This window comes from Nonomuraea pusilla (genome assembly GCF_900109355.1).
Taxonomy (GTDB): domain Bacteria; phylum Actinomycetota; class Actinomycetes; order Streptosporangiales; family Streptosporangiaceae; genus Nonomuraea; species Nonomuraea pusilla.
Genome location: NZ_FOBF01000007.1, coordinates 23,074 through 37,058, shown reverse-complemented (window position 1 = coordinate 37,058; position 13,985 = coordinate 23,074). Strand labels below are relative to the sequence as shown.

Sequence of the window (13,985 nt, the reverse complement as noted above, 5' to 3'; positions counted from 1 at the left end):
ATCTGTCGGCGGCGTCGTCTAGGCTCCGGGCATGCCGCAGATCCACCGTCTCAGCCGCGCCGACGCGCGCAGGGTGGCCGTCCTCGCCCAGCTCCTGCACGGCGAGCGCCCCGGCGGCCTGCTGCCGGCCGCGCGGCGGCTGACGCTGCTCCAGCTCGACCCGGTCAGCGCCGTCGCGCCGAGCGCCGACCTGGTCGCGTGGAGCCGGCTCGGGTCGTCGTACGTGCCCGGCCACCTGCGCGCGGCGCTCGACGAGCGGCGGCTGATCGAGCTGCGCGCCATGGTGCGCCCCGCGGAGGACATCACGCTGTACCGCGCCGAGATGGCCGAGTGGCCCGGGCGGGGCGAGCTCACGGAGTGGCAGCGGCACCGGCGCGACTGGGTCCTCGCCAACGACCGTTGCCGGCGGGAGATCCTCGCCCGTCTGCGCGACGAGGGGCCGCTGCCCTCCCGTCGGCTGCCCGACACGTGCGACAGGCCGTGGAGCTCCACCGGCTGGACCGACAGCAAGAACGTCACGCAACTGCTCGAGTTCATGGTGCAGCGCGGCGAGGTGGCCGTGGCCGGGCGCGCGGGCCGTGACCGGCTGTGGGATCTCGCCGGGCGCGTCTACCCCGATCATCCCCCTGTCCCCACCGGCGAGGCCAGGCGCGAGCGCGACCGCCGGCGGCTGCGCGCCCTCGGCCTCGCCCGGCCGCGCGGCCCCGAGTTCCCGGTGGAGCCCGCCGACGTCGGGGAGGCAGGGGAACCCGCGCTCGTCGAGGGTGTCCGGGGCGAGTGGCGGGTCGATCCCGCGCTCCTCGACGTGCCGTTCCACGGCCGCACGGCCCTGCTGTCGCCGTTCGACCGGCTCGTCCACGACCGCACCCGCACGCAGGAGCTGTTCGAGTACGACTACCAGCTGGAGATGTACAAACCTGCTGCGAAGCGGCGGTGGGGTTACTACGCCCTTCCCGTGCTGCACGGCGACCGGCTGGTGGGCAAGGTCGACGCCAGGGCCGATCGCAAGGGCGGCGTGCTCGTCGTGAACGCCGTCCACCGGGACGTTCCGTTCACCGCCGATCTGGCGGCCGAGGTCGAGCGGGAGATCGCCGACCTGGCCGGCTGGCTCGGGCTGGAGATCTGCCGGGCGGCCTGAGGCGGCGGCCGATCCCGGTACGAAGCCGCATCGGACCCCACAGCGAGGCCACAGCGAGGCCACAGCGAGGCCGCAGCGCGGCGCAGTGGGGCCGCATCAGGGCCGTGCTCACCACAACCTGGATGTCGCGGCCCGGGGCGTGGTCACCAGATCGGGATGTCGTGGCCGGGGCCGCGCTCGTCCGCCGGTCGCGGCCCGAAGTAGCGGCGGTCGGCCTCGTCGATGGCCACGTCGTTGATGCTGGCCTCCCGGCGCCGCATGAGGCCGCGCTCGTCGAACTCCCACAGCTCGTTGCCGTAGCTGCGGAACCACTGCCCTGAGGCGTCGTGCCACTCGTACTGGAAGCGCACGGCCATGCGGTTCCCGCGGAACCCCCACAGGCTCTTGCGCAGCACGTAGTCCCGCTCGCGCTCCCACTTGTCCGTCAGGAACGCGACGATCGCCTCGCGCCCGGTGAGGAAGGTGTCGCGGTTGCGCCACACGGAGTCCTCCGTGTAGGCGAGGCTCACCCGGTGCGGGTCGCGGGTGTTCCAGGCGTCCTCGGCGGCCTGGACCTTCTGGATGGCGCTGTCGAGGTCGAAGGGCGGGAACGGCGGGCGCGGCTCGGACATGCGGAAACTTCCTATCTAACGGCAAAACCAGCTTCTATACGTTAGAAAGCATGGCATGTGCGGGCGGACATCGTCAAACGGATGGAAGCCGCGAAACCCGTTAGAACTGGCGCGGCCCCGTCCCTCCGCCGGGCCTGTCTCCCCTGGGCAGGGGAGGACGTCCCCCTGGTGAGGGAGGTTCCCCCTGGTGGGCGGTCCTAGCCTCGGCGGGCATGAGATCTCCCGCGCGTCTCGCGCTGCTCGTCCTGGGATGGGCCGGGGCGGCCTGGCTCACGCTCGTGGTCCCGGGCAACCTGGTCATGCGGCTCGTGTTCGGGCAGACCGGCGATCCGGCACTGCCCGGGCAGGTCCTCGCGGTGGCGCTGGGCCTGCTGCTCGGCCTGGCGACCCTCCGGTACGGCGCCCGCACGGCACCTCGGCCGCCCCGGCGGCGGGCCGACGGGACGGTGCGGCCCGAGCCCTGGGCCAGGGCGGCGACCTGGGCGGCGGCGGCCGTGCCCGTGCTGGGCTACACGGTTCCGCACCTGCTGTGGGGGCTCGGGGTGCCGTTCGGCGTGGCGGCGGGCTCGCGGGCGGAGCTGGCGGCGCTGGCGGGCTCGGCGACGTACTGGGTGCTGCTCGTCGCGGGACCCGTGGCGGGAGCGGTGCTCACGCTGGGACTGGCCGCCCGGTGGGGGCAGGTGGTCCCGCGCCGGGTGCCGTGGGTGGGCGGGCGGAGGGTGCCGCGCCCGGTCGCGGTCGTCCCGCCGGTGGTGGTCGGCCTGCTGGTCGGCCAGTACGGCGCGATGATGACGACCTGCCTGGCGTTCGGCGTCACCCGGGCGTGCGCCCCCGGCGGCGGCGCGGACGTCCTCGACGGGAGCTGGGCGTTCGCCGGGACGTACCCGGTGTTCCTGCTCTGGGGCGTCTGCCTGCTCGCGGCGGCGGCGGGCCACGTCCGGACCACCACCGTGCGGACGGCGTGAGAAAGAAACCCGCCGGGAGTGTCACACTCCCGGCCTCTGTCCCGTCCAGGTGGTGATCCACGAAACGGCTGGGAGGCGGACATGAGGATCGCAGTGGCAGGAGCGACGGGGATGGTCGGCCGGTACGTCGCAGAGGTGCTGGAGGCCGGGGGACACGACGTGGTCGCGATGTCGCGCTCCGGGGGCGTCGACGTCGTCACCGGCGACGGACTGGACAAGGCGCTCGCGGGCGCCGACTGCGTGGTGGACGTGCTGAACGCCGGCACCGTCGACCAGGAGGCGGCGACCGCCTTCTTCACCGCCGCGACCCGGAACCTGCAGCAGGCGGGTGAGCACGCGGGGGTGCGCCGCCTGGTGCTGCTGTCCATCCTGGGGGTGGACCGGTTCGCCGGCGGCTACCTGGCGGCCAAGGCCGTCCAGGAGCGGGTGGCGCTGGCGGGCCCGGTGCCGGCGCGCGTGCTGCGCGCGGCGCAGTTCCACGAGTTCGCCGCGCAGAACCTCGCATGGGGCAGGCGGGGCGAGGTCAGCCACGTCCCGAGGATGCGGGTCCAGCCGGTGGCGGCCGAGGCGGTGGCCAGGGCGCTCGCCGACCTCGCCACCGGGACCGGCCGTCAGGCGGGCGCCGTCACCGAGATCGCCGGGCCCCGGGAGGAGGAGCTCGTCGACATGGCGGCGCGTCTGGCCGCGCGGCGCGGCGACCCGGTGCGGGTCGAGGCCGTCGAGGGCCCGTCCGACCCGGACCGCGACCTGGTGAGGGGCGGCGTGCTGCTGGCCGGGCCCGGCACCGTCATCGCCGGGCCGACCTTCGAGGAGTGGCTGGACACCGCCTCCTGACCGGACCGGGGGTGCCCGCTCCCTCCGACGGGGGCCGGGGTCGCGTCCACAGACGTGGTGTACGAGCGTCCCGCGCCGTGCGGCGGGGGCGCCGCCCGGCGGGCGGCGGCGTACCAGCGCAGGACGACGTTCCAGGAGGGAGTATCCGCGGCGGATCCGGCCCGCCACGTCCGGCGGCAGGGTGTCGAGGCCGTGGTGCTCCAGTTCCACCCGGGTCCCGTCCCCGTCGGCCGTGAAGGACACCTCGATCTCCGTCCGGCCGCTCTCGTCGAGCAGGTCGGCCCAGACGAGCCGGTGCGGCGGCTCCCAGGTGACGACCCTGCCGAGGTCCACGGGTCCGCCGTCGGATGCCGTGCCCATGGGCTTCGTGCCGGACGGGCCGTCGGCGCAGCCGAACCTGTACACGTCGCCGACGTCGACGCGGCCGTGACGCGGGTGCTGGAGCTGGGCGGCACGGTGGGGGAGATGCCGGAGGCCCGGTCGGGGCGCGGCTGCGCCTGCACCGACGACCAGGGCACCGAGATCAGCATCTGGGAGCCCCTCCCCGGCTACGACTGATCGGGGTGACGTCAGGGCAGGCGGGCGGGGAGGGCGAACCGGGGGAAGTGGTCGCGGCCGAGGAAGGTGGTGATCTCGGCGATGCGTCCGCCGCGCAGCCCCAGCACGGTGATCGACCAGCTCAGGTACGCCCCCGCCGCGTCGTCCCACAGGTAGAAGGCCACGGCGGGCTGGCCGTTCGCGGTGACAGGCAGGTGGCGCCAGGCGCCGCAGGCGGTGATCGGCACCCGCACCGCGAAGTCCATGACGGCCTCCACGCCCCGGTACCAGGCCCGCAGCGGCGGCATCGTCCAGGTGACGTCCTCGGTGAGCAGGGCGACGAGCGCGTCGGGGTCGCCGCGTTCCAGGGCGGAGGCGTACCCGGAGGCGATCTCCCTGACCCGCGCGTCGCCGAGGGCGCGCAGCGTCCGCTGGGTGCCGGGCGAGGGCACCCTGTCGGCGACGACCCGCCTGGCGCGCTGGAGCGCGCTGTTGACCGAGGCGGTGGAGGTGTCCATCATCACGGCGATCTCGGCGGCGGAGAAGCCGAGCACCTCGAACAGCAGCAGCGCCGCCCGCTGGTTGCCGGGCAGGTGCTGCAGGGCGGCGACGAAGGCGATCTCGATCGCCTCGCGCCGCTCGTAGCGGGCCTCGGGCGCGGCGTACCCGGCGGCGACGTCGGCGTCGGGGTACGGCCCGAGCCAGGCGACCTCCGACGACGGCGCGAGGTCGACGACCGCCTCCTCGGCGGCCGGGCCGAGGTCCATCGGCAGGGCCCGCCTGCCGCGCCGCGCGACCAGGTCGAGGCAGGTGCGGGTGGCCACCGTGTACAGCCACGAGCGCAGCGAGCCGCGCCGCTCGAACCCGGCCAGGCCGCGCCAGGCGCGCAGCAGGGCGTCCTGGAGGGCGTCGTCGGCGTCGTGGACGGAGCCGAGCATCCGGTAGCAGTGGGCGTGCAGCTCGGCGCGCAGCGGGCGCACGATCCTGGTGAACGCCGCCCCGTCGCCGGACCGCGCCAGCGCCAGGTCACGCTCGGCGTCACGCTCGGCGCCCTCGCGCGCGTCCCCTCCGGCCGCGGCGCGGCCTCCGGGGCTCCGGTCAGGACGTTCCGGAGATTTCTCGCTCACGAGCGATGATTCTGCCCTACCTCCGAAAGTCCTGTTCACGACAGACTCCAAGGAGGATTCCATGACACTCGACGGACACGACCCCGCACCCGCGTGGTTCGACGTCTCCTCGCCTGACGCCGCCCGTGCCAGGCGCTTCTACCAGGACCTGTTCGGCTGGACGGTGAACGTCCTGGACGACACGTACGCGCTGGTCGGCGCCGACGGCGGCGAGCCGGCGGGCGGCATCGGCCAGGCCGGGCCCGGCAGCCCGTACACGGGGATCGTCGTCTATTTCCGGGTCGCGGACGTGGACGAGGCGCTGGCCCGCGCCGAGGCGCTGGGCGGCAAGCGCAGGCTCGACCCGCGGGCCCTGCCCGGCCAGGGCAGGATGGCCGTCTTCGACGACCCCGACGGCAACCCCGTCGGCCTCCTGGGCGCGTGAGGGGGCCGGCCGTGACGGAAAGGGACGCGGGGCTGAAGGCCGACCTGCACCGCTACCTGCGGGAGGCCCGCGAGGCCGTGCTGGGGAAGCTGGACGGGCTGTCCGAGTACGACGTGCGCAGGCCGCTGACGCCGACCGGCACCAACCTGCTGGGCCTGGTCAAGCACCTGTCCGTCGTCGAGCTGCTGTATCTCGGGTTCGTCTTCGGGCGGCACTACCCGGAGCCGGTGGCGTGGTTCCGTCCTGATCTGGGGCCGGACGCGTTCGAGCCGAACGCCGACATGTGGGCGACGGCCGGGGAGTCCCGCGAGCGGATCGTGGGGACGTACCGGGCGGCCTGCGCGCACGGCGACGCCACCGTGGAGGCGCTGGACCTGGACGCGGCCGGGTACGTGCCGTGGTGGCCGGAGCCGCACGCGGGGGCGACGCTGCACCGCGTCCTGGTGCACCTCGTCGCCGAGACCGGCCGCCACGCGGGTCACGCGGACGTGGTCCGCGAGCTGGTGGACGGCGCGGCGGGCCAGTTCGAGGGCGACCCGCGGCTGCCGGCGCTGGGCGAGGCCGGGTGGAAGGAGCACCGGGCCCGCGTGGAGCGGGCCGCGCAGGAGGCGGGGCGGGCCGCCCGGGAGGCCGCCCGCGGCTGACAGGGGTGCCCGGCGGGCGGTCAGCCGTCCGCCGGGATACGGGACATCATCCGTTCCATGCCGTTGACCCAGTTGTCGCGCAGCGCCTGGGACGCCTTGGCGAGGTCGCCGTCCACCAGCAGCTCGGCCACCCTGCGGTGCTCGGCGGCCTCGCGCTCGAGCGGCGTCTCGTCGCCGGCCAGCAGGTGGGCGTAGCGGCGCATCCCGGCCTTGACGCTGGTGATGAGGTCGAGCAGCCGCTCGTTGCGGCAGCCGCTGAGCAGCAGGTCGTGCCACTCGTCGTCGTGACGCTCTATGACCTGCTGCTCGGCGACCCTGTCGGGGAACTCCTGGGCCAGCCTGAGCAGTTCGGGCGCGATGCCCCGCAGGTGGGCGGCGTCGGAGCAGTCGAGCGCGAGCGACTCCAGCGCCGCGACGATCTCGCACAGCTCGCGGAACTCCTTGCGGCTCACGGGGGCGAACCTGAAGCCGCGCCCCTGGTTGCTCTCCAGCACGCCCTCGCCGGCCAGGGTGATGAGGGCCTCCCGGAGGGGGGTGCGGCTGACGCCCAGCTCGGCCGCGAGCGAGGCCTCGTTGATGTCGGTGCCGGCGGCGAAGTCGCCCCGGTCGAGCCTGCTCAGCAGTTCTTCCCTGATCTGCTCGCGCAGCGGTCGCCGCTCGATGGGCATGACGCTCCTTCGGATTTTCGGCCAGGCCAAATTTTACCGCTTGACGTGATGCAAAATACTGCACTATGAATTCTGCATACAAAATATCACACCTCAGCTGAGAGGAGCGGGCGTGAGCCTGACCCGTGTGCCGGGGCTGCTGTTCGGCGGCGACTACAACCCCGAGCAGTGGCCGGAGGAGGTCTGGGCCGAGGACGCGCGGCTCATGGCCGAGGCCGGGGTCACCATGGCCACCGTCGCGGTGTTCTCGTGGTCGCGGCTGGAGCCGCGGCAGGGCGCGTACGACTTCGGCTGGCTCGACCGCGTGCTCGACCTGCTGCACGAGCACGGCGTCGCCGCCGACCTGGCCACCGCCACCGCGACCCCGCCCCCGTGGCTGGTGCGCGAGCACCCCGAGGTCATGCCGGTCGACGCGCAGGGCGTGCGCCTGGAGTTCGGCTCCCGCCAGGGCTACTGCCCGAGCTCGCCCGTCTACCGCGCGCACGCCGTGCGCCTGGCCAGGGCGATCGCCGAACGGTACGCCGGCCACCCCGCCCTCGCCATGTGGCACGTCGGCAACGAGTACGCCGACCACACCCTCGAATGCTTCTGCCCCGAGTCCGCCCGCCACTTCCGCGCCTGGCTGGGCCACCGCTACGGAGACGTCGAGGCGCTGAACGCCGCCTGGGGCACGTCCTGCTGGGGCCAGCACTACACCGCCCTCGACCAGGTCGAGCCGCCCCGCAAGGCGCCCGGGCCGGTCAACCCGGCGCAGCTGCTCGACTGGCGGCGCTTCTGCAGCGACGCGCTGCTGGAGCTGTTCGCCGCCGAACGCGACGCGCTGCGCGAGGTCACGCCGGACGTCCCCGTCACCACGAACTTCATGAGCATCCTGCACGGCCTCGACTACTGGAAATGGGCCGCCGCCGAGGACCTCGTCAGCGACGACGCCTACCCCGACCCGGCCGACCCCGCCGCGCACGTCGCGGTGGCGCTCAGCTACGACCTCATGCGCTCGCTCAAGCGGCGGCCCTGGCTGCTGCTGGAGTCCGCGCCGTCCGCGGTGTCCTGGCGCGAGGTGAACGTCCCCAAGCCGCCCGGCATGATGCGGCTGCACAGCCTGCAGGCCGTCGCGCACGGCGCCGACGGCGTGATGTTCTTCCAGTGGCGCCAGGCGAGGTACGGCCCGGAGAAGTTCCACTCGGCCCTGCTGCCGCACGGCGGCACCCGTGCGCGGGGCTGGCGCGACACGCTCGCGCTCGGCGCCGACCTGCGCAGGCTGGCCGAGGTGGCGGGCACCGGCACCCCGGCCGAGGTGGCGCTCGTCCTCGGCTGGGACAGCTGGTGGGGCCTGGAGGCCCCCGAGTCGATGCCGTCGAACCGGCTCAAGCTCAAGGACCTGCTGCTCGCCTGGTACGCGCCGCTGCACGCCATGGGCGTCGCCGTGGACCTCGCGCCGCCGGACCGCGACCTGTCCGGCTACCGCGTGGCCATCGTCCCCAACCTCTACCTCTGCACCGAGGAGCAGGCCGAGGCGCTGGCCTCGTTCACGGGCGAGCTGGTCGTGGGCCCGTTCAGCGGCGTCGTGGACGCGTCCGACCAGGTCCACCCCGGCGGGCCGCCCGGGCCGCTGCGCCGCCTGCTCGGCGTCGAGGTGGACGAGTTCTGGCCGCTGCCCGACGGCGCCGTCCAGCGGGTGCGGCACGCGGACGGGGCCGAGGGAACCGCCCGCACCTGGACCGAGTGGCTGCGCCTGCCGGACGACGGCCCCGCGGACGTCGTCGCCGCCTACGAGGGCGGCGAGCTCGACGGCCTGCCCGCCGTCACCCGCAGGGGCCGCGCGACCTACGTGAGCTGCCTGCTCGACGACGTGACCCCCGTGCTCGGCGAGGTGCTCGCCCGCGTGCCGGGCGGCGTCGCCAGGACCGCCGTCCCCGAGGGCGTCGAGGCCGTGCGCCGCGACCGGCACCTGTTCCTGCTCAACCACACGACCACCCCGCAGCGGGTCGCCCTGCCGCAGCCCGGCACGGACCTGCTCACCGGAACCCCCATGCGCGGCGAGATCGAGCTCGCGCCGCGCGACGCCGTAGTGCTCAGGATCGAAGGAGACACGTGACGCACCCGTACATCCCGAACGCCGAACCCGGCGTCCGGGCCGAGATGCTCGCCGCGATCGGCGCGTCGGGCGTCGAGGAGTTCTACGCCGACATCCCCGCCGACCTTCGCCTGGACCGGCCGCTCGACCTGCCGGCGCCCCTGGTGGCGGAGCGGGACCTGGTACGCCACATGGACGGGCTGCTGGGCCGCGTCACCGACACCGAGCAGGCGCTGAGCTTCCTCGGCCACGGCTGCTACCCGCATTACGTCCCGGCCGTCTGCGACGAGGTCAACTCGCGCAGCGAGTTCCTCACGGCGTACGCGGGCGAGCCGTACGAGGACCACGGCCGTTTCCAGGCGCTGTTCGAGTACGTCAGCATGATGGGCGAGCTCCTCGAGATGGACGTGGTCAACGTCCCGACCTACGACGGCTTCCAGGCGGCGGGCACCGCGCTGCGCATGGCCTGCCGGTACACGAAGCGGTCGAAGGTGCTGGTGAGCGGCGCGATCAGCGGCGACAAGGCGAGCAAGCTGCGCGACTTCCTCGCGCCCGACATCGAGATCGTCACGGCCCCGGTGGGGGAGGGCGGCGAGGTCGAGGTGGAGTCGTTCGACGACTCGTACGCCGCGATCTACCTGGAGACGCCGAACGTGTACGGCGTCGTCGAGACGCGCGGGCGCGAGCTGGCCGACCTGGCCCACGCCCACGGCGCGCTGCTCGTCGTCGGCGCCGACCCGATCTCGCTGGGCGTGCTCGCCCCGCCCGCCGCGTACGGGGCCGACATCGCCTGCGGCGACATCCAGTCGCTGGGCATCCACCAGAACCACGGCGGCGGCCAGGCCGGCTACATCGCCACCCAGGACCACGAGCCGCTGGTCGCCGAGTTCCCCTCGCGGCTGTTCGGCATCGCGCCCACCAAGGTGCCCGGCGAGTACGGCTTCGGCGACGTCTTCTACGACCGCACCTCCTTCGCCCACCGCGAGGAGGGCAAGGAGTGGGTGGGCACCGCCGCCGCGCTCTGGGGCATCACCGCCGGGGTGTACCTGGCGCTCATGGGCCCGCAGGGCATGCGCGAGCTGGGCGAGACGATCCTCGCCCGCACCCGCTACGCCATGGACGCCCTCGCCGGGGCGGTCACCGTGCTGCACCGCGACGCGATCCACTTCCGCGAGTTCGCCGTCGAGGTGCCGTCCAGCGCGGCCCTGCTCGCCGCGCTGCGCGAGCAGGGCATCTACGGCGGCGTCCCGCTCGACGACCGCACGGTCCTGGTCTGCGTGACCGAACGCCACTCCATCGCCGACATCGACCGGCTCGCCGCGGCCGTGGCGGAAGCCGTGCGGAACCCCGCGGACGCCGTGCAGAACGCCGACGTGAAGAACCAGGAGACGCTGTGAACAACGCGGAGTCCTTCGCCGAGCTCCCCGTCGCGCCCAAGCCGCCGCTGCGCCGCTTCCACCAGGCCCGCTGGGACGAGCCGATCATCTTCGAGCTGTCCGCGCCAGGCCGCAGGGGCGTCGCGGTGCCCGAGCCGGGCGCGCCGCTCGTCGAGCTGCCCGGCTCGGTGCGCCGCGCCGCGCCGCCGAAGCTGCCCGAGCTGGCGCAGCTGCACGTGCTGCGCCACTACCTGCGCCTGTCGCAGGAGAACCTCGGCGTCGATCTCAACATCGACGTCGGCCAGGGCACCTGCACGATGAAGTACAGCCCCAAGGTCAACGACCGGTTCGCCGCCGCCGTGGCCGAGGTGCACCCGCTGCAGCACGACGACACCGTGCAGGGCGTGCTGGAGATCTACTGGCGGCTCGAACGCATGCTGGCGGAGATCTCCGGCATGTCGCGGGTGTCGCTCCAGCCGGGGTCGGGGTCGGCGGCCATCTACGCCAACATCGCCATGATCCGCGCCTACCACGCGGCACGCGGCGAGGGCCACCGCGACCAGGTCATCACCACGATGTTCTCCCACCCCTCGAACGCGGCCTGCGCCAAGACCGCCGGGTACGAGGTCGTCACCCTGATGCCGGACGCCGACGGCCTGCCCGACATCGAGGCGCTGCGCGCCGCCGTCGGCCCGCGCACCGCCGCCCTGATGATCACCAACCCGGAGGACACCGGCATCTTCAACCCCCGCATCAGGGAGTTCGTGGACCTGGTGCACGAGGCGGGCGGCCTGGCCTGCTACGACCAGGCGAACGCCAACGGCATCCTCGGCATCACCCGCGCCCGCGACGCCGGGTTCGACCTGTGCCACTTCAACCTGCACAAGACGTTCTCCACCCCGCACGCCTGCGGCGGCCCCGCGGCCGGCGCGTGCGGCGTGTCGGAGGACCTGGCGCCGTTCCTGCCCGGCCCGGTCGTCGCCTTCGACGGGGAGTCGTACCGGCTGGAGACGCCGCCCGCGTCGATCGGGAAGGTGCGGCCGTTCCTCGGCGTCACCCCGAACATCGTGCGCGCCTACGCCTGGATCATGGCGCTCGGCGCGGAGGGCCTGCGGCAGGTGGCCGAGACGGCGGTGCTCAACAACAACTACCTCATGCACAAGGTCCTGCAGATCCCCGGCGCGTCGGCGCCGTGGGACAGGCGCAGGGTCGAGCAGGTGCGTTACTCCTGGCAGGAGCTGTCGGAGGAGACCGGCGTCCACTCGGAGGAGATCGGCGTGCGCGCCGCCGACTTCGGCGTGCACTACTGGACCAGCCACCACCCGTACGTGGTGCCCGAGCCGTTCACGCTGGAGCCGACGGAGTCGTACTCGAAGGAGGACCTCGACGAGTACGCCGCCATCCTGGCGCACGTCGCGGACGAGGCACGGCGCGACCCCGAGTTCGTCAAGGGCGCGCCGTACAACCAGACCGTCCACAAGATCGACATGACGCCGCTGGACGACCCCAAGGAGTGGGCGCCCACCTGGCGCGCCTACGTCCGCAAGCATCTGTCATGACCGGCGGGCTGGTCGTCGGGCTCGTCGTCAACCCGGTCGCCGGTCTGGGCGGCGCGGCGGGGCTCAAGGGCAGCGACGGCGCCGACGTCCAGCGCGCCGCCCTGGCCAGGGGCGCGACGCCCAGGGCGGGGGAGCGCGCGGCGCGGGCGGTGCGCACGCTGCTGTCGCGCCGCCCCGGCGTCCGCCTGGTCACCGTGCCCGGGCCGATGGGCGAGGACGGCGTCCGGGCCGCCGGGGCCGGCTGCGACCTCGTCCACCCGCCCCACGCGGGCCCCGGGTCCGTCACCACGGCGGAGGACACCCGGCGGGCGGTCCGCGCGCTCGCCGGGGTGGACCTGCTGCTGTTCGCGGGCGGTGACGGCACCGCCAGGGACGTCCTCGACGCGGTCGCCGGCCTGGGCGGGCAGGCGCCGCCGGTACTCGGCATCCCCGCGGGGGTGAAGGTGTACTCGGGCTGCTTCGCCGTCAGCCCGGCGGCGGCGGGCTTCCTCGCGGCCGGGTTCGACGGGCGGAGCACGGCCGAGGCCGAGGTCGTGGACCTCGACGAGGAGGGCTACCGCCGGGGCGCCGTGGGCCCCCGCCTGTACGGCAGCCTGCGCGTCCCCGCCGCCAGGGCGGCCCTGTCGGGGCGCAAGACCGGGTCGTCGGGCACGGAGCCGGCCACCGCCGAGGGCATCGCGCGGGAGGTCGTGGCGCGGATGCGGCCCGGCGTCCGCTACGTCCTCGGGCCCGGCGCCACCACCCGGGCGGTGGGGCGCGCGCTCGGCCTGGCCACCACCCTGCTCGGCGTGGACGTCGTCGAGCTCGCCCCGGGCGGGACGGCGGAGGCGGCGACCGGCGGCGGGAGCGCGGGTGGCAGGCTGGTGGCCGCCGACGTCTCGGAGGCCGAGCTGCTCGGCCTGGTCACCGGCCGGCCGGCGGTCGTCGTGCTGTCGGTGATCGGCGGCCAGGGCTTCGTGCTCGGCCGCGGCAACCAGCAGGTGTCCCCCCGCGTGCTGGCCGCCGTCCTGGGCGGCCGGCGTGGAGGCGACGCCCTGGGGGAGGTGCTGGTGGTCCTGGCCACGCAGCAGAAGCTCGCCGCGCTGAAGGGACGGCCCCTGCTGGCCGACAGCGGCGACGACGACCTCGACAGGACGCTCCGCGGGCACGTCCGGGTGATCACCGGATACCGCGAGAGCACGATCTATCGCATGTGTGCGGCAAGTGAGGAGTACGACGGATGAACACGCTCGACGGCAAGGTCGCGATCGTCACGGGTGGTGCCTCGGGCATCGGCCGGGCCACGGCCCTGCTCTTCGCCCGCGAGGGCGCCCGGGTGGTCGTGGCCGACCTCGACGAGGCGGGCGCCGCGGCGACGGTCGCCGCCATCGAGGCCGGAGGAGGCCGGGCGACGCCCGTGCGGGCCGACGTGTCCGACACGGCCGACTGCCGCCGCGTCGTCGCGACGGCCGTCGAGACGTACGGCGGCCTGCACGTGCTGTTCAACAACGCCGGCATCATCCGCCGCACCACCGCGCTCGACCTCGACGTGGAGGAGTGGGACCGGGTCATGGCGGTCAACGTCAGGTCGGTGTTCCTCATGTGCAAGCACGCGATCCCCGCCATGACCGAGGGCGGCTCGATCGTCAACACCGGCTCGGGATGGGGGCTCAAGGGCGGCGGGAACGCGATCTCGTACTGCGCGTCCAAGGCGGCCGTCGTCAACATGACCCGCGCGCTGGCCATCGACCACGCCGCCGCCGGGATCCGCGTCAACTCGGTCAACCCCGGCGACACCGACACGCCGATGCTGCGTGACGAGGCCCGTCAGCTCGGCGAGGACTGGGCCGCGTTCGCCTCCGACGCCGCCGACCGCCCGATGGGCCGCGCCGGCACGCCGGACGAGATCGCCCAGGCCGTGCTCTTCCTCGCGAGCGACGCCGCCAGCTACATCACCGGTTCCGCCCTCGTCGTCGACGGCGGCGGCCTCGCCTGACCCCCTGCCAACGCCCTGCCTGCCACACCCCCCAAGCACAACCCCCGTAAGGA

Annotated in this window: 13 protein-coding genes and 1 pseudogene; 10 read left to right on the top strand and 4 right to left on the bottom strand. The window is 74.1% G+C overall.

The window, feature by feature from the left end; all coding sequences use genetic code 11:
* Positions 1-31 precede the first annotated feature (31 nt).
* Complete coding sequence (locus tag BMX74_RS16520) at positions 32-1,138, top strand: DNA glycosylase AlkZ-like family protein (protein ID WP_091101285.1); 1,107 nt, start codon at positions 32-34, stop codon at positions 1,136-1,138.
* Positions 1,139-1,281: 143 nt separating this feature from the next.
* Here BMX74_RS16520 and BMX74_RS16515 read toward each other — a convergent pair whose 3' ends face one another.
* Entirely contained in the window at positions 1,282-1,749 is a 468-nt protein-coding gene (locus BMX74_RS16515) for a nuclear transport factor 2 family protein (protein WP_055502443.1), read from the bottom strand.
* Between the two features lie 212 nt (positions 1,750-1,961).
* On the opposite strand from BMX74_RS16515, the gene BMX74_RS16510 reads away from it, so the two are divergent.
* Both BMX74_RS16510 and BMX74_RS16505 read left to right on the top strand, forming a co-directional pair.
* On the top strand, positions 1,962-2,714 hold the full coding sequence (locus BMX74_RS16510; RefSeq protein WP_091101282.1) for a hypothetical protein: 753 nt from the start codon (positions 1,962-1,964) through the stop codon (positions 2,712-2,714).
* Positions 2,715-2,795: 81 nt separating this feature from the next.
* Positions 2,796-3,548 (top strand): SDR family oxidoreductase, encoded by a 753-nt coding sequence (locus BMX74_RS16505; protein WP_091101279.1) that lies wholly within the window; start codon positions 2,796-2,798, stop codon positions 3,546-3,548.
* A 240-nt stretch (positions 3,549-3,788) separates the two neighbouring features.
* Here BMX74_RS16505 and BMX74_RS46645 read toward each other — a convergent pair.
* Positions 3,789-3,908: pseudogene (locus BMX74_RS46645) on the bottom strand (hypothetical protein); the annotation flags it as partial.
* Between the two features lie 209 nt (positions 3,909-4,117).
* Positions 4,118-5,212, bottom strand: coding sequence for a sigma-70 family RNA polymerase sigma factor (locus BMX74_RS16495; protein ID WP_256256983.1), 1,095 nt, complete (start codon positions 5,210-5,212; stop codon positions 4,118-4,120).
* Positions 5,213-5,273: 61 nt separating this feature from the next.
* Between BMX74_RS16495 and BMX74_RS16490 the strand changes: the two genes are divergently transcribed.
* The gene (locus BMX74_RS16490; protein ID WP_055502439.1) at positions 5,274-5,636 is read left to right on the top strand and encodes a VOC family protein; all 363 of its coding nucleotides are present in this window, start codon (positions 5,274-5,276) and stop codon (positions 5,634-5,636) included.
* Between the two features lie 11 nt (positions 5,637-5,647).
* Positions 5,648-6,280 carry a DinB family protein gene (locus tag BMX74_RS16485; RefSeq protein WP_176573310.1) on the top strand — a complete coding sequence of 211 codons (633 nt, stop codon included), beginning with the start codon at positions 5,648-5,650 and terminating at the stop codon, positions 6,278-6,280.
* Between the two features lie 20 nt (positions 6,281-6,300).
* On the opposite strand, the gene BMX74_RS16480 is transcribed toward BMX74_RS16485, so the two are convergent.
* Positions 6,301-6,948 (bottom strand): GntR family transcriptional regulator, encoded by a 648-nt coding sequence (locus BMX74_RS16480; protein WP_055502437.1) that lies wholly within the window; start codon positions 6,946-6,948, stop codon positions 6,301-6,303.
* A gap of 112 nt (positions 6,949-7,060) precedes the next feature.
* Here BMX74_RS16480 and BMX74_RS16475 point away from each other — a divergent pair, with 112 nt between their 5' ends.
* The 5 genes from BMX74_RS16475 to BMX74_RS16455 are packed head-to-tail and all read left to right on the top strand — an operon-like array spanning position 7,061 to position 13,932.
* Positions 7,061-9,043, top strand: a complete 1,983-nt coding sequence (locus BMX74_RS16475) for a beta-galactosidase (protein WP_091101274.1) — start codon at positions 7,061-7,063, stop codon at positions 9,041-9,043.
* A complete protein-coding gene (gene gcvPA / locus BMX74_RS16470) occupies positions 9,040-10,419 on the top strand; it encodes an aminomethyl-transferring glycine dehydrogenase subunit GcvPA (protein ID WP_091101271.1) in 1,380 nt (459 codons plus the stop codon). The genes BMX74_RS16475 and gcvPA overlap by 4 nt, the downstream gene beginning before the upstream one ends.
* Positions 10,416-11,957 (top strand): aminomethyl-transferring glycine dehydrogenase subunit GcvPB, encoded by a 1,542-nt coding sequence (gene gcvPB / locus BMX74_RS16465; protein ID WP_091101268.1) that lies wholly within the window; start codon positions 10,416-10,418, stop codon positions 11,955-11,957. The genes gcvPA and gcvPB overlap by 4 nt, the downstream gene beginning before the upstream one ends.
* On the top strand, positions 11,954-13,180 hold the full coding sequence (locus tag BMX74_RS16460) for an ATP-NAD kinase family protein (protein WP_063791980.1): 1,227 nt from the start codon (positions 11,954-11,956) through the stop codon (positions 13,178-13,180). The genes gcvPB and BMX74_RS16460 overlap by 4 nt, the downstream gene beginning before the upstream one ends.
* Positions 13,177-13,932 (top strand): SDR family NAD(P)-dependent oxidoreductase, encoded by a 756-nt coding sequence (locus BMX74_RS16455; RefSeq protein WP_055502433.1) that lies wholly within the window; start codon positions 13,177-13,179, stop codon positions 13,930-13,932. Before BMX74_RS16460 ends, BMX74_RS16455 begins: the two co-directional genes overlap by 4 nt.
* Positions 13,933-13,985 lie beyond the last annotated feature (53 nt).